Source organism: Nocardia sp. NRRL S-836 (assembly GCF_001279525.1).
Taxonomy (GTDB): domain Bacteria; phylum Actinomycetota; class Actinomycetes; order Mycobacteriales; family Pseudonocardiaceae; genus Lentzea.
In genome coordinates this window covers 64801-79047 of sequence record NZ_LGDY01000138.1, presented here as the reverse complement: position 1 = coordinate 79047, position 14247 = coordinate 64801, and the positions used below count along the sequence as shown (strand labels likewise).

Genomic DNA, 14247 nt, shown 5'->3' with positions numbered 1-14247 from the left:
GAGTGCCGCCCTGACCAGGCACTACCCTCCCGCCCACCGGTCACCACGTGGCACGGCGACCAACCTTTCGTCGGGTGCAGGCGCGCGACGTCGCCGTGGCACGATGCGCAGGTGCTGGGACGAGTGCATGCCGCCGTGAGCCTGCTGGCCGCCGCAACGGTCCTGACGGGCTGCGGCAGCACGCTCGAGGACGTCAAGATCACGATGGCGACCGGTCCCCAGGGCGGCGTCTACTACTCCCTGGGCAACGGCCTGGCCGACGCGTGGAGCGGCCGGCTCGGCATCGCGCGGCCCCAGGTCGTGGTGACCAACGGGTCGAAGGACAACGTCCTGCGGCTGGTCAACAACCAGGCCCAGGTCGGGTTCTCGCAGGCCGACGCGATCGAGGGCGTTCCCGGCGGGTCGAAGCTGCGGGCACTGGCCCGGATGCACGACGACTACCTGCAGGTCATCGTGCGCGCCGACCTGCCAGTGACGAAGTTCGCCGACCTGTCGGGGCTGCGGGTGTCGATCGGCGCCAGGGAGTCCGGCGTCGAGATCATCGCGAGCAGCCTGCTGAAGGCCACGAACGTGACGCCGCAGCAGGTGAACCTCGGGCTGGACGACTCGGCGCAGGCGATGCGCGAGGGCCGGCTCGACGCGTTCTTCTGGTCCGGCGGCCTGCCCACGGGCAGCATCACGCGGCTGACCAGGGACCTGCGGGTGCGGATGCTCGACCTGAGGGACGTGCTGCCGCCGTTCCGCGAGCAGTACCCCACCTACGGGTCGGCGACCCTGCCCGCCTCCATCTACAACCTGCCGTCCGGCCCGGTGATCACGCTGGTGGTGCGCAACTTCCTGCTCGTCACCGACTCCATGCCCGACGACGTGGCCGAGGCGCTCGTCCGGCAGCTCTTCGAGGCGCAGCCGGACCTGGTGAAGGCGCATTCGGCGGCGCGGACGATAGAGCAGCGGTCGGCGATCGAGACCTCGCCGGTGCTCCTGCACCCCGGCGCTGTGCGGTACTACCGCGACTTCAAGGTCTGAGCCCGCACGCTCGCAGTTCATCGCGGCCCGGACCGGCACTTGGCCGAACGCGACCGGCCGGCCGAGCAGGCGCATCAGCCACCGAGCCGTCAGACCGCCGGTAGCTCGATCACGACCTTGAGCCCGCCGTCGTCCGGCGACTCCAGGCGGACGGCGCCGCCGACGCGTTCGACCACCAGCCGCACGATCGACAGGCCGAGGCCGGAGCCGGGGACGTTCTGGTGGGCGGGGCTGCGCCAGAACCGGTCGGTGGCGCGGTCGAGCTCGTCGGGTTGCAGGCCGGGGCCGTGGTCGGCGACCGACAGGCGCACGAGGTCGCCGGCCTTGCGGACGTCGACGATGACGAGCGTGCCCTCGGGCGTGAACTTGAGGGCGTTGTCGAGCAACGCGTCCAGCACCGTCTCGACGCCGCGCGGCGGGGCCAGTGCCATGCCGACGCGTTCGCCGTCGAGCACGAGGTGCACCTCCTTCGCGGCCGCGGCGGCCTGCCACGCGGAGAGCCGGGCGGCGACGGACCGGTCGACGTCGACCGGCACCGGGTCCACGGAGCTGGACTCGGCGCGGGCCATCGCGAGCAGCTCGTCGAGGATCCGGTTCAGCCGGTCGGTCTCGCTCAGCGCCTCGACCTGGTGCACCTCGGCGTCGGCGTCGACGTGTCCCTCCAGGTTGGACAGTCGCAGCTTCAACGCGGTCAACGGGTTGCGCAGCTGGTGCGAGGCGTCGGCGACGAACGCGCGCTGGGCGGCGAGCACGTCGCCGACGTTCGCGGCCATCTGGTCGAACGACCGGCTGAGCTGGCGCAGCTCCGGCGGGCCGCTCTCGGCGCCCACCGGCGGCACCGGCCGGCCCGACACCACGGCGGCGAGCAGCTTGCCGGTCGCGTCGTCGAGCGCCTGCACCGGGCGCAGCGTCCAGCGGACCACCGGCAGTGCCAGCAGCACCGCGAGCGCCAGCACGAGCAGGCTCGCCGCGAGCAGCAGGCCCCACCAGGCCAGGACCTCGAAGCGGGTCTTCGACGTCGGTGAGAACGTGATCACCGCGCCGCGCACCTCGCCGTCGACCAGCACCGGTTCGGCCAGCACCACCTGGGTGTCACTCCACGGCATGAACAACGGCGGCGCGACCGGCAGCCGTCCCGCCAGCGCCTTGCCGATCAGCTCCTGCACCGCGGGGTCTCCGAGCGCGAGGTCGTGGCGTGACGCCACCAACGGCACCGTCGGCGCGTCACGGGCGACGACCGCGACGCCGATGCCGTAGATGTCGTCGTAGCGCTGCAGCTCGGCCAGCATCAGGTGCGGCCGGTCGTCGATCAGCGGCCGCTGCGCGAGCGAGGCGAACCGGCTGGTGTCGGTCAGCCGGTCGAGGAACATCTCCTGTTGCTCTGCCGCCGCGACTCCACGGCCCAGCGGCACGCCCAGGCCGACGAGCACCAGCACGATCAGGGCGAGCACGACGCCCAGCAGTCGAGACCTCACGGAAAGTCACCCAACCGCACCGGGGCCCGGTAGCGGAAGGCGGGGCACGCCGGACTCACGCCTGACCCAGCCGGTACCCGACGCCGCGCACGGTCTCGAGCAACGAGGGCCGGCCCAGCTTGGTGCGCAGCGTCGCCACGTGCACGTCCAGCGTCCGGTTCGCACCGGACCAGGTCCGTCCCCACACCTCCGCGAGGATCCGCTCCCGCGTGCACACCGCGCCACCGGCCGCCATCACGAGCGCGAGCACCTGGAACTCCTTGCGCGAGAGAGCCACGGATTCACCCGCGACGGTGACCTCGTGGCGGCCCAGGTCGACCCGCACGTCCCCGGTCTCGAACACCTCCGTCGACGACGAGCCGGGCGCGACCGGGTCGGCGCCACGCCGCCGCCGCACCGCGTGCACCCGCGCCACCAGCTCCCCCACGTCGTAGGGCTTGACCAGGTAGTCGTCGGCTCCGGCGTGCAGGCCGAGGATCCGGTCGTCGATCTCACCGCGGGCGGACACCACGATGATGGCCACGTCGGAGGCCGCCCTGATGGCGCGGCACAGCGTGACACCGTCCATGTCGGGCAGTCCGAGGTCGAGCAGCACCACGTCGACGCCCGCCAGCCGGTCGAGCGTGCCGCGCCCGGTGGCCTGCCGGTCCACGTGGAAACCGCGCCTGGTCAGGGCGGGGACCAGCGCCTCCGCGACCCGGTCGTCGTCTTCGACCAGCAGCACGCGCACTTTCGCTACCTCCCGGGCAACCGATCTCCGCCTGTGACAGAGTTGAGACCCTAAGTCTTGCTCAATGTCCTGGACTGGTGTGGTGGCGGACACCTAGGTTTCCGCCAACGCCGACGACCCCTCATGGAGGACTGGATGACTGCCGCCTCTGCCCCGCCGATGATTCGTGTGGCGGGTGTGGACAAGTTCTTCGGCCCGTTGCACGTGCTCAAGAACGTGCAACTGGAGGTGCCGAAGGGGCAGGTCGTGGTCGTGCTCGGGCCGTCGGGTTCCGGCAAGTCGACCCTGTGCAGGACCATCAACCGCCTCGAACCGATCGACTCCGGTGTCATCGAGGTGGACGGCCAGCCGCTTCCCGCGGAGGGCAAGGAACTGGCTCGCCTGCGTGCCGACGTCGGCATGGTGTTCCAGTCCTTCAACCTCTTCGCGCACAAGACCATCGTCGAGAACGTGATGCTCGCGCCGGTGAAGGTGCGCAAGACGCCGGCCTCCGAGGCGCGCAGGACCGCGATGGAGCTGCTGGAGCGCGTCGGCATCGCCAACCAGGCCGACAAGTTCCCCGCGCAGCTCTCCGGTGGCCAGCAGCAGCGCGCGGCGATCGCCCGCGCCCTCGCGATGAAGCCCAAGGTCATGCTGTTCGACGAGCCGACCTCCGCTTTGGACCCCGAGATGGTCCAGGAGGTGCTCGACGTCATGACCGGCCTCGCGAAGGACGGCATGACGATGCTGGTCGTCACCCACGAGATGGGCTTCGCCCGCAAGGCCGCGGACCGGGTGGTCTTCATGTCCGACGGTGAGGTCGTCGAGGATTCCACGCCGGAAGAGTTCTTCTCGGCCCCGAAGTCCAACCGCGCGAAGGACTTCCTTGGCAAGATCCTGACTCACTAGAAGTCAGCTCACTTTTCGAACGAATGGCAGGAGAAGGACGATGAGGGTTCGCGCCCTTACGGCGGTACTGCTGGTGGGCGGCCTCGCCCTGACCGCGTGTGGCAAGGAAGGCAGCCCGACCGACACGGCGGCGCCCGCCGGCGTCTTCGAGGTGGCCAAGGACGTCAAGGTCGAGGGCTCGCCGACGTTCGACAAGATCAAGTCGCGTGGCTCGCTCGTGGTCGGCGTCAAGGAGGACCAGCCGGGTCTGGGCTTCAAGGACCCGACGACGAACAAGTACACCGGCTTCGACGTCGACATGGCGAAGCTGATCGCGGCGCAGCTGGGCTTCGACCCCGAGTCGAAGATCCAGTTCAAGACGATCCAGTCCGCCGCCCGCGAGCAGGCGATCATCAACGGCGACATCGACTACTACGTCGGCACGTACTCGATCACCGCCGCCCGCAAGGAGAAGGTGTCCTTCGCCGGCCCGTACTACATCGCGGGCCAGGACCTCCTGGTGAAGAAGGACAACACCGCCGTCACCGGGCCGGACAGCATCAAGGACAAGAAGGTCTGCTCGGCCACGGGTTCGACGCCGGCCAAGAAGCTGCGCGAGGACAAGCTGGTCCAGCCCGACACCAACGTCGTCGAGCTGCAGAACTACTCCCTGTGCGTGACGAAGCTGCTCGACGGTGAGGTCGACGCGGTCAGCACCGACGACGCGATCCTCAAGGGCTACGCGGCCGCCGAGCCGGACAAGCTGAAGGTCGTCGGCAAGACGTTCTCCACGGAGAAGTACGGCATCGGTCTCGCCAAGGACGACAAGGCGCTCCGGGACAAGATCAACGACGTCCTCGAGAAGTCGCTGTCCAACGGCAAGTGGGACGACATCTACAAGAACACGCTGGGCAAGTCGGGCGCCGAGGGCAAGCACCCGACCCTCGAGAAGTACTGACGTTCCTTTGTGGCCGGTGAACTCGCACGGCGGGTTCACCGGCCGTTCCATTGACGACGGACGACGGCAAGGAAATCGATGGGCGTCCTCACCCGCAATCTCGACCTCTTCGTGGCTCACTTCGGGGAAACGCTGCGGCTGTTCGCGTTCTCCGCGGTGATCTCACTGCTGGCCGGTGTCTTCCTGGCCATGCTGCGCGTCAGCCCCGTCCCGGTGTTCCGCGGGGTCGGCACGCTGTACGTCACGGTGGTGCGCAACACGCCGCTGACGCTGGTGTTCGTGTTCTTCGTGTTCGCGTACCCGTACCTGGAGATCATCAAGTTCGAGTTCTTCACCGCCGCGGTCGTGGCGCTGTCGATCTACACGTCGGCGTTCGTCTGCGAGGTCGTCCGGTCGGGCATCAACACGGTGCCGGTCGGCCAGGCGGAGGCGTCCAGGGCGCTCGGGCTCACGTTCACCCAGATGATCGGCAGCATCGTGCTGCCGCAGGCCATGCGGTCGGTCGTCCCGCCGATGGTGAGCACGTTCATCGCACTGCTCAAGAACACCACCGTCGCGGCGGGCTTCTCGGTCCGGGAGGCGGGTGCCATCCGCGACGCGCTGTCGGAGGCCGGTGAGAGCACGCTGGTCGGCATGCTGTGGGTCGCCGGCATCTTCGTCCTGCTGGTCCTGCCGCTGACGTTCCTGCAGCGGGTTCTCGAAAAGCGCTGGAGCGTGGCCCGATGACCACCGTCCTCTTCGACGTCCCCGGCCCGCGTGCCAGGGTCCGGCACCGGCTGCTCGCGGTCGTCGGTGTCGCCGCGATCGCCGCGTTCCTCGGCTACGTGATCTGGCGCTTCGTCGACACCGGGCAGTTCGAGGGCCGCAAGTGGAGCTGGATCGAGTACAAGCAGATCCAGATCTCGCTGGTCGAGTCGCTCGGCCGCACGCTCGCCGCCTTCGCGGTCGGCGCGGTGCTGGCGCTCGCGTTCGGCGCGGTCTTCGCCGCGGCCCGGCTGTCGGACCACCGGTGGGTCAGCGCTCCCGCCGCCGTGATCGTCGAGCTGTTCCGCGCGATCCCGCTCGTCATCATGATGTTCTTCTTCTACTACGGCCTGCCGGCGACGGGCATCAAGCTCACCGCCTTCACCTCCGTCGTGCTCAGCCTCATGCTGTACAACGGGTCGGTGCTCGCCGAGGTGTTCCGCGCGGGCATCAACTCGCTGCCCAGGGGGCAGAGCGAGGCCGCGTACGCGCTGGGCATGCGCAAGACGCAGGTGATGGTGCTCGTGCTGCTGCCGCAGGCGTTGCGCGCGATGCTGCCGACGATCATCAGCCAGCTCGTCGTGCTGTTGAAGGACACCGCGCTCGGCTTCCTCATCACGTTCGAGGAGCTGCTGTACTGGGGCCGTCAGATCGGTGGTCAGCTGCAGTTCGGGCGTCCGCTGATCCCGACGATGATCGTGGTCGCGGCCATCTACATCGGACTGTGCCTGCTGCTGACGTGGTTCGCGCACTACCTGGAGAAGCGCAACCGCCGCAACAAGAAGGTGATCGCGCTGGAGGACGACAAGGCGGCGCTGGTCGTCGTCGCGAACGACCACCAGGCTTGACGCCCGGCTGACCGGAACGGGGCGCGTCCACTTCGGACGCGCCCCGTTTCCGTTGCGGCGGTGTCAGGAGTGGACGTTCCAGTCGACGATGCCGTGCCACGAACCCGGCGCGGCACCGCGGACGGCGAGGCAAAACCGCGTGCCGGCGCGGAAGCCGCCACCGATGCGGCGGCGCGTGCGGTCACCGGCGCGAAACAGCACGGGCACGCCACCGACCGCGCGGTCGTCGCACCGGTACCACCAGACCTCCAGATCCACCGGGCTGGCCGTGACCCGCAGGTGGACACCGGAACCGGCCACGGTGATCGCGCGCGCCACCCGGCCCCAGGTGATGCCCCCGCCCACCGCTCCGGAGACCGTGGCGGACGACATGGCCGATGCGGCGACGAGGAGCATGACCGCGCAATGTAATGAGGCCCGCGCACCCCGGTCGTCGCACGACGAGTAGAACTTCCGTCAACTTTGGCGGTATGCCGCCGGCGGGTCGCGTTCGTCCACTCGGCTGACCACGACGGTGACGAGCTCACCGCCATTGGCAGCAATCACACCCGCCGATCCCGGTCACGGCTTGCCCGGGGTGCGGGGACGCGCCAGGATCTGCCACCTGGGGGAACTACCGCGGTGACGTCACCTGGTTCAGGGGCGTTGTGACGCGCGTGCTCGTAGTCGACGACCAGCCGTTGTTCCGCGCGGGCCTGGTCGCTTTGCTGAACGCCGCAGCCGGCATGACCGTCGTCGGCGAGGCCGCTGACGGCGACACGGCCGTGCGGCTGGCGGAGTCGTCGGGGCCGGACGTGGTCCTGATGGACGTCCGCATGCCGAGGATGACCGGATTCGCCGCGCTGGAACGCATAGTGGCGTCCGGGTCACCGGCGCGGGTGCTGATCCTGACCACGTCCGACCTCGACGAGCACGTCTGCGAGGCGCTGCGGCTGGGTGCCGCCGGGTTCGTGCTCAAGGAGTCGGAACCGGCCAGGCTGCTCGCCGCGATCACCGCCGTGGCGTGCGGGGAGATGCAGTTCAGCCCCGCGGTGATGCGCCGGCTCGTCGCGGCCTACCTGCGTGCCGACGCGGCCGCCACACCGTCCTCCCTGCCCGGCCTGGGCGAGCTGACCGGCCGCGAACGCGAGGTGCTGCGGCTGGTCGGCACCGGCATCACCAACGCCGACATCGCGGCCCGGCTGACCGTCACCGAGGGCACGGTGAAGACGCACCTCAACCGCGTGATGACGAAGCTGCGGCTGACCAGCCGGGCGCAGGCCGTGGTGACGGCCTACGAGTCCGGGCTGGTCACGCCGCAGCTCGTCGCTAGGACCGCCTGAACAGCTTGTTGCCCAGCCACACGATCGGGTCGTACTTGCGGTCGGCGACGCGTTCCTTCATCGGGATGAGCGCGTTGTCGGTGATGTGGATGTGCTCGGGGCACACCTCGCTGCAGCACTTGGTGATGTTGCAGAGACCGAGCCCGTGCTGGTCCTGCGCCTGGTCCACGCGGTCCGCGGTGTCGAGCGGGTGCATCTCCAGCTCCGCCACGCGCATCAGGAACCGCGGCCCCGAGAACGCCTCCTTGTTCTCCTCGTGGTCACGCACCACGTGGCAGGTGTTCTGGCACAGGAAGCACTCGATGCACTTGCGGAACTCCTGCGAGCGCTCGACGTCGACCTGCTGCATCCGGTACTCGCCCGGCGCCAGGTCCTTCGGCGGCGCGAACGACGGCACCTCGCGGGCCTTGGTGTAGTTGAAGGACACGTCGGTCACCAGGTCGCGGATGATCGGGAACGTCCGCATCGGCGTGACCGTGATCGTCTCCGACTCCTGGAAGATCGACATGCGGGTCATGCACAGCAGCCGCGGCCGTCCGTTGATCTCCGCGGAGCACGACCCGCACTTGCCGGCCTTGCAGTTCCACCGCACCGCGAGGTCCGGTGCCTGGGTGGCCTGCAGCCGGTGGATGATGTCGAGGACGACCTCGCCCTCGTTGACCTCGACGGTGAAGTCCTCCAGGCCGCCACCGGTGTCGTCGCCGCGCCACACCCGGAACTTCCCCTGGTAGCTCATGACAGCTCCTCGGCGGTGAGGTACTTCTCCAGCTCGGTGCGGTCGAACAGGTCGAGCAGGTCGGACCGGATCGGGATCTGCGGTTTCTCCTCGACCACCGCCCCGTCACCGGAAGCCGTGCACACCAGCAGCTTGCGCCGCCACTCCGCGTCCATCGAGGGGTGGTCGTCGCGGGTGTGCCCGCCGCGTGACTCGGTCCGCAGCAACGCGGCCCGCGCGACGCATTCCGACACCAGCAGCATGTTCCTCAGGTCGAGCGCGAGGTGCCAGCCCGGGTTGAACTGCTGGTGCCCCTCGACGGTGAGCGACCGCGCCCGTTGCTTGAGCTTCTCCAGGCGCTGCAGGGCTTCCTCCATCTCGCCCGCACGCCGGATGATGCCGACGAGGTCGTTCATCGACTGCTGCAGCTCCATGTGCAGCGTGTACGGGTTCTCGCCGCCCTCCTGCTGGAAGGGCTTCAACGCGGTGGCCCGCGCCTCGGTCACGGCGTCGTCCGCGACCACCGGGCGTTCGGTCATGGACCGCACGTACTCCGAGGCGCCCGCGCCCGCGCGCCGGCCGAAGACCAGCAGGTCCGACAACGAGTTGCCGCCCAGCCGGTTCGAGCCGTGCATGCCGCCGGAGACCTCGCCGGCGGCGAAGAGCCCCGGCACGGAGGAGGATCCGGTGTCCGGGTCGACCTCGACGCCACCCATCACGTAGTGGCAGGTCGGGCCGACCTCCATCGGCTGCGCGGTGATGTCGACGTCGGCCAGCTCCTTGAACTGGTGGTGCATCGACGGCAGCCTGCGGCGGATCTCCTCGGCGGGCAGCCGGGTCGACACGTCGAGGAAGACACCGCCGTGCGGTGACCCGCGCCCGGCCTTCACCTCGGAGTTGATCGCGCGGGCGACCTCGTCGCGGGGCAGCAGCTCCGGTGGGCGCCGGTTGGCCGCTTGGTCGGTGTACCAGCGGTCGGCTTCCTCCTCGTTGTCGGCGTACTTGTCCTTGAACACCTCGGGGATGTAGTCGAACATGAACCGCTTGCCGTCGGAGTTGCGCAGCACGCCGCCGTCACCGCGCACGGACTCGGTGACGAGGATGCCCTTGACCGACGGCGGCCAGACCATGCCGGTGGGGTGGAACTGGATGAACTCCATGTTGATCAGCGAGGCGCCGGCGCGCAGGGCCAGCGCGTGGCCGTCGCCGGTGTACTCCCAGGAGTTCGAGGTGACCTTGAACGACTTGCCGATGCCGCCGGTCGCGAGGATCACCGCCGGTGCCTCGAACAGCACGAACCGGCCGGACTCGCGCCAGTAGCCGAACGCGCCGGCGATCCTGTCCCCGTCCTTGACCAGCTCGGTGACGGTGAACTCCTGGAACACCCGCAGGCGTTCCTCGTAGTCGCCGAGCTCCTTGAAGTCCTCCTGCTGCAACGACACGATCTTCTGCTGCAGCGTGCGGATCAGTTCGAGGCCGGTGCGGTCACCGACGTGCGCGAGGCGCGGGTACTCGTGGCCACCGAAGTTGCGCTGCGAGATGCGGCCGTCCTTGGTGCGGTCGAACAAGGCGCCGTAGGTCTCGAGCTCCCAGACCCGTTGCGGTGCCTCCTGGGCGTGCAGCTCGGCCATGCGCCAGTTGTTGAGGAACTTGCCGCCGCGCATGGTGTCGCGGAAGTGCACCTGCCAGTTGTCGCTCTCGTTCGCGTTGCCCATGGCGGCGGCGATCCCGCCCTCGGCCATCACGGTGTGGGCCTTGCCGAACAACGACTTGCAGAGAACGGCGGTGCGCATGCCGTGCTCACGGGCCTCGATCGCGGCGCGCAGACCGGCACCGCCGGCGCCGATCACGAGGACGTCGAACGAATGCCTTTCCAGCTCGGGCAAAACCACTCCTTAGTTGATGAAGCGGAGGTCGGAGATCGTTCCCGAGGCGACCAGCGCGACGTAGAGGTCGGTCAGGCAGACGAAGATCAGCGAGGCCCACGCGAGCTGCATGTGCCGGTTGTTGAGCTTCGAGATCTGCGTCCACGCCCAGTACCGGACCGGGTGCTTGGAGAAGTGCTTCAGCCGGCCCCCGGCGATGTGGCGGCACGAGTGGCACGACAGCGTGTACGCGCCGAGCAGGCCGACGTTCACGAGCAGGATGAGGTTGCCCAGGCCGAGACCGGTGCCGAACGCGAGCAGCGCGTCGTAGATGTTGATCAGCAGCAGCAGCGAGGCCGCGTAGAAGAAGTAGCGGTGCAGGTTCTGCGCGATCAGCGGGAACCGGGTCTCACCGGTGTACTTCGCGTGCGGCTCGGCCACGGCGCAGGCGGGCGGTGACGCCCAGGCAGCCCGGTAGTAGGCCTTGCGGTAGTAGTAGCAGGTGATCCGGAAGCCCAGCAGGAACGGGATGATGATCACCGGCGGTGTGAGGAAGCCGGGCAGTGCCGGGAACCACTGGCCGAAGTGCGACGCGGCCGGCACGCACTCCTCGGTCAGGCACGGCGAGTACATCGGTGTGAGGTAGTGGTACTGGTCGACCCAGTAGTAGTCCCCCTGGAACGTGCGGAACGCCGCGTAGATCGAGATGAGCAGCAGCCCGACGAATGTCGTGAGCGGCGGCAACCACCATCGATCCGTGCGCAGAGTCCTGGCGGCGATCTCTGCCCTCGCCATTGCTCACCTTTCTGGGGGTCCACGCCGTTGTGGGAACGCCGGCCAAAAGGAAACGCACACGGCCCCCGCGTCAGGCGGGGGCCGTGTGCTCAGCTCGGATCAGGTCCGGTTGCGGTAGCCACCGAGTCCTTCGTCGTCTGCGTCCTTCCACAACGACTCGTCGTAAGGCGTGTCAGGCACGACCACGACCTCGCGTTCCACCCGAGGCGCTTCGCGCTGCCTCGGCGTGCTGCTGAGGTCGACGAGGTCGGTGGCGTCGATGTCCATGCGTTCTACGTCGTTGGCGAGCCGCTGCACCGCCGCCACGTCGCCGTACCGGGCGCGCAGCGAGCTGACGCAGTGCCTCATCTGTCCGATGACCCGGCGCAGTTCGACGATCTCCGTGGACGTCATGGGACACCTCCGTTCCAAGGTCGTGCCCCGCACTCTGCCCAATCTCAAGCCATGTGACAAGCACCACACGCCAAGATTCCTCACTGGCCGCCTCCCACCTACTGAATCGTTTTTGTGTCGGCGACCAGCCATGACTTACTGTGTGTGGCGTCACGCCCGTACGTGGGACGCCACCGTTGTCGTCTCGTAAGGGCCCCACCACGGCCCGTGATGACCCGGAGACCTCCATGAGCGATGTGCATCCCGTACTGACCGAGGTGACGCGCAGGATCGCCGCGCGCAGCGCGGACTCCCGCCGCATCTACCTCGAACGAGTGGCCGCGGCCGCGCAGGACGGCACGTCCCGGTCCGGCTTCGCGTGCAGCAACCTCGCGCACGGCTTCGCCGGGATCACCGGCGGCGACAAGGCGGCGCTGCGGGCGCTGCGCAAGTCGAACATCGCGATCGTGTCGTCGTACAACGACATGCTCTCCGCGCACCAGCCGTTCCAGGAGTACCCGGCCTGGATCAAGGAGTCCGTGCGGGCCGCCGGTGGCGTGTCCCAGTTCGCCGGCGGCGTGCCCGCGATGTGCGACGGCATCACCCAGGGCCGCGAGGGCATGGAGCTGTCGCTGTTCAGCCGTGACGTGATCGCCATGTCGACCGGCGTGGCGCTGTCGCACGAGATGTTCGACGCCGCGCTGCTGCTCGGCGTGTGCGACAAGATCGTGCCGGGCCTGCTGATCGGCGCGCTGTCGTTCGGCCACCTGCCGTCGATCCTGGTGCCCGCGGGCCCGATGGCGTCGGGCCTGTCGAACAAGGAGAAGGCCCGCGTCCGCCAGCTCTACGCGGAGGGCAAGGCGACCCGTGAGGAGCTGCTCGACGCCGAGGCCGCGTCCTACCACTCCCCCGGCACCTGCACGTTCTACGGCACCGCGAACTCGAACCAGATGGTCGTCGAGGTCATGGGCCTGCACCTGCCGGGCGCCTCGTTCGTGCCGCCGGGCACGGGCCTGCGCAAGGCGCTGACGGAACACGCGGCCCGTCGCGCCGTCGAGATGGCCAAGGGCGAGTCGTACACCCCGATCGCGCACGTCGTCGACGAGAAGGCCGTCGTGAACGGCGTCGTCGCGCTGCTGGCGACCGGCGGCTCGACCAACCACACGATGCACCTCGTGGCGATCGCCGCGGCAGCGGGCATCGAGCTGAGCTGGGACGACTTCTCCGACCTGTCCGCGATCGTGCCGCTGATCGCGCGGGTCTACCCCAACGGCAGCGCCGACATCAACCACTTCCAGGCGGCGGGCGGCGTCCAGTTCGTGGTCGGCACCCTGCTCGACGCGGGCCTGCTGCACGGCGACGTCACCACCGTCGTCGGCTTCGGCCTGGACCGCTACCGCCAGGAGCCGGCGCTGGTCGACGGCGAGCTGGTGTGGCTGGACGGCCCCGGTCACAGCCTCGACGAGAGCGTCCTGCGCCCGGCCTCGAACCCGTTCGCCGCGGACGGCGGCCTGCGGATGCTGTCGGGCAACCTCGGCCGCTCGGTCATCAAGGTGTCCGCGGTGGCAGAGGAGAACCACGTCGTCGAGGCGCCGGCCCGCGTGTTCACCACGCAGGAGGCGTTCCAGGAGGCGTTCAAGGCCGGCGAGCTCGACCGCGACGTGGTCGTCGTCGTCCGCCAGCAGGGCCCGCAGGCCAACGGCATGCCCGAACTGCACAAGCTCACGCCACCGCTGGGCGTGCTGATGGACCGCGGCCACAAGGTCGCGCTCGTCACCGACGGCCGCATGTCCGGCGCCTCCGGCAAGATCCCGGCAGCCATCCAGCTGACCCCGGAAGCCGCGGTCGGCGGCCCCCTCGGCCGGGTCCGCGACGGCGACGTCGTCCGTCTCGACGCCACCGCGGGCACGCTCGAGGTCCAGGTGAGCGCCGAGGAGCTCGCGGAACGCCCGCTCGTGGACTTCCCGCCGACCGGCCGCGAGTGGGTCGGCACGGGCCGCGAACTGTTCGCCGCCCTGCGCCGCACCGTCGGCCCGGCCGACCGCGGAGCCACCGTGTTCGGCCCCATCACCGCCGACCACTTCGCCCCCGTCACCCACCACTGACCGGCCCATTGCTCATCCCGCCGCAGCTGACCTGCGCCTTAGCAACGGTACGTTTGCGGGCGGCCGCAAACGAGTCATTGCTAAGGCGCGGCGAAGCTCGGCGGGGAGCTGGCCACCAGGCGTCGACCGGCTCGCCCGACGAGCTCGTCGCACCAGCCGGTCCGTCACGTTCGTTCCAACCCGCAGCTCCGACGAGCTCGTCGCCAGCTCAAGCCGACGAGCTCGTCCCCAAGCTCAAGCCGATGAGCTCGCCCCCGAGCTCGGACCGACGAGCTCGTCTCCAAACTCGGGCGACGAGTTCGTCTCAGCTCGCCGGACGAGCTTGTCCGCACCAACGCCCGAGCTCGTCCCACGTTTCGTTGCAACTACCCCTCCAGCCCTCCGTTCCAGCTCGCCCCACGCCTCACCGGCCAGCTCCACCCACC

The 14247-nt window shown here is 69.2% G+C and carries 14 protein-coding genes; 7 read left to right on the top strand and 7 right to left on the bottom strand.

The features are described 5' to 3' along the window. Positions 1-111: 111 nt before the first annotated feature. Positions 112-1026: a TAXI family TRAP transporter solute-binding subunit gene (locus ADL03_RS37885; protein WP_197289000.1), complete on the top strand. Its 915-nt coding sequence runs from the start codon at positions 112-114 to the stop codon at positions 1024-1026. 89 nt (positions 1027-1115) lie between these two features. Here ADL03_RS37885 and ADL03_RS37880 read toward each other — a convergent pair whose 3' ends face one another. Beyond that, complete coding sequence (locus tag ADL03_RS37880; RefSeq protein WP_053738446.1) at positions 1116-2501, bottom strand: sensor histidine kinase KdpD; 1386 nt, start codon at positions 2499-2501, stop codon at positions 1116-1118. 55 nt (positions 2502-2556) lie between these two features. Beyond that, on the bottom strand, positions 2557-3231 hold the full coding sequence (locus tag ADL03_RS37875) for a response regulator transcription factor (protein ID WP_053738445.1): 675 nt from the start codon (positions 3229-3231) through the stop codon (positions 2557-2559). Between the two features lie 159 nt (positions 3232-3390). Between ADL03_RS37875 and ADL03_RS37870 the strand changes: the two genes are divergently transcribed. The 4 genes from ADL03_RS37870 to ADL03_RS37855 all read left to right on the top strand — a co-directional run bounded on the left by ADL03_RS37870 (position 3391) and on the right by ADL03_RS37855 (position 6648). Further along, on the top strand, positions 3391-4119 hold the full coding sequence (locus ADL03_RS37870) for an amino acid ABC transporter ATP-binding protein (RefSeq protein ID WP_197289017.1): 729 nt from the start codon (positions 3391-3393) through the stop codon (positions 4117-4119). 40 nt (positions 4120-4159) lie between these two features. Further along, the gene (locus tag ADL03_RS37865; RefSeq protein WP_053738444.1) at positions 4160-5056 is read left to right on the top strand and encodes a glutamate ABC transporter substrate-binding protein; all 897 of its coding nucleotides are present in this window, start codon (positions 4160-4162) and stop codon (positions 5054-5056) included. 78 nt (positions 5057-5134) lie between these two features. Next, positions 5135-5782 carry an amino acid ABC transporter permease gene (locus ADL03_RS37860; RefSeq protein ID WP_053738443.1) on the top strand — a complete coding sequence of 216 codons (648 nt, stop codon included), beginning with the start codon at positions 5135-5137 and terminating at the stop codon, positions 5780-5782. Next, positions 5779-6648, top strand: a complete 870-nt coding sequence (locus tag ADL03_RS37855) for an amino acid ABC transporter permease (protein WP_053738442.1) — start codon at positions 5779-5781, stop codon at positions 6646-6648. Before ADL03_RS37860 ends, ADL03_RS37855 begins: the two co-directional genes overlap by 4 nt. Positions 6649-6711: 63 nt before the next feature. On the opposite strand, the gene ADL03_RS37850 is transcribed toward ADL03_RS37855, so the two are convergent. Next, entirely contained in the window at positions 6712-7044 is a 333-nt protein-coding gene (locus ADL03_RS37850) for a hypothetical protein (protein ID WP_053738441.1), read from the bottom strand. Positions 7045-7304: 260 nt separating this feature from the next. Here ADL03_RS37850 and ADL03_RS37845 point away from each other — a divergent pair, with 260 nt between their 5' ends. Next, positions 7305-7970 carry a response regulator transcription factor gene (locus tag ADL03_RS37845; RefSeq protein WP_053738544.1) on the top strand — a complete coding sequence of 222 codons (666 nt, stop codon included), beginning with the start codon at positions 7305-7307 and terminating at the stop codon, positions 7968-7970. On the opposite strand, the gene ADL03_RS37840 is transcribed toward ADL03_RS37845, so the two are convergent. From ADL03_RS37840 to ADL03_RS37825, 4 genes are all read right to left on the bottom strand, one after another. Continuing rightward, positions 7957-8706, bottom strand: a complete 750-nt coding sequence (locus ADL03_RS37840; RefSeq protein ID WP_053738440.1) for a succinate dehydrogenase/fumarate reductase iron-sulfur subunit — start codon at positions 8704-8706, stop codon at positions 7957-7959. The two genes, ADL03_RS37845 and ADL03_RS37840, sit on opposite strands and share 14 nt — an antisense overlap. After that, a complete protein-coding gene (locus ADL03_RS37835; RefSeq protein WP_053738439.1) occupies positions 8703-10571 on the bottom strand; it encodes a fumarate reductase/succinate dehydrogenase flavoprotein subunit in 1869 nt (622 codons plus the stop codon). The genes ADL03_RS37840 and ADL03_RS37835 overlap by 4 nt, the downstream gene beginning before the upstream one ends. Positions 10572-10580: 9 nt before the next feature. Then, positions 10581-11345, bottom strand: coding sequence for a hypothetical protein (locus tag ADL03_RS37830; protein WP_053738438.1), 765 nt, complete (start codon positions 11343-11345; stop codon positions 10581-10583). Between the two features lie 99 nt (positions 11346-11444). Beyond that, positions 11445-11738 (bottom strand): hypothetical protein, encoded by a 294-nt coding sequence (locus ADL03_RS37825; RefSeq protein ID WP_053738437.1) that lies wholly within the window; start codon positions 11736-11738, stop codon positions 11445-11447. Between the two features lie 227 nt (positions 11739-11965). On the opposite strand from ADL03_RS37825, the gene edd reads away from it, so the two are divergent. Then, positions 11966-13822: a phosphogluconate dehydratase gene (edd, locus tag ADL03_RS37820; protein WP_053738436.1), complete on the top strand. Its 1857-nt coding sequence runs from the start codon at positions 11966-11968 to the stop codon at positions 13820-13822. Positions 13823-14247: the final 425 nt, after the last annotated feature.

What these genes read in the sequence shown, in the direction of transcription:
- ADL03_RS37865 (WP_053738444.1), top strand. Translation starts at nt 4,160, where the DNA reads ATGAGGGTTCGCGCCCTTACGGCGGTACTGCTGGTGGGCGGCCTCGCC.
- ADL03_RS37870 (WP_197289017.1), top strand. Translation starts at nt 3,391, where the DNA reads ATGATTCGTGTGGCGGGTGTGGACAAGTTCTTCGGCCCGTTGCACGTG.
- ADL03_RS37860 (WP_053738443.1), top strand. Translation starts at nt 5,135, where the DNA reads ATGGGCGTCCTCACCCGCAATCTCGACCTCTTCGTGGCTCACTTCGGG.
- ADL03_RS37855 (WP_053738442.1), top strand. Translation starts at nt 5,779, where the DNA reads ATGACCACCGTCCTCTTCGACGTCCCCGGCCCGCGTGCCAGGGTCCGG.
- ADL03_RS37830 (WP_053738438.1), bottom strand. Translation starts at nt 11,345, where the DNA reads ATGGCGAGGGCAGAGATCGCCGCCAGGACTCTGCGCACGGATCGATGG.
- edd (WP_053738436.1), top strand. Translation starts at nt 11,966, where the DNA reads ATGAGCGATGTGCATCCCGTACTGACCGAGGTGACGCGCAGGATCGCC.
- ADL03_RS37850 (WP_053738441.1), bottom strand. Translation starts at nt 7,044, where the DNA reads ATGCTCCTCGTCGCCGCATCGGCCATGTCGTCCGCCACGGTCTCCGGA.
- ADL03_RS37825 (WP_053738437.1), bottom strand. Translation starts at nt 11,738, where the DNA reads ATGACGTCCACGGAGATCGTCGAACTGCGCCGGGTCATCGGACAGATG.
- ADL03_RS37840 (WP_053738440.1), bottom strand. Translation starts at nt 8,706, where the DNA reads ATGAGCTACCAGGGGAAGTTCCGGGTGTGGCGCGGCGACGACACCGGT.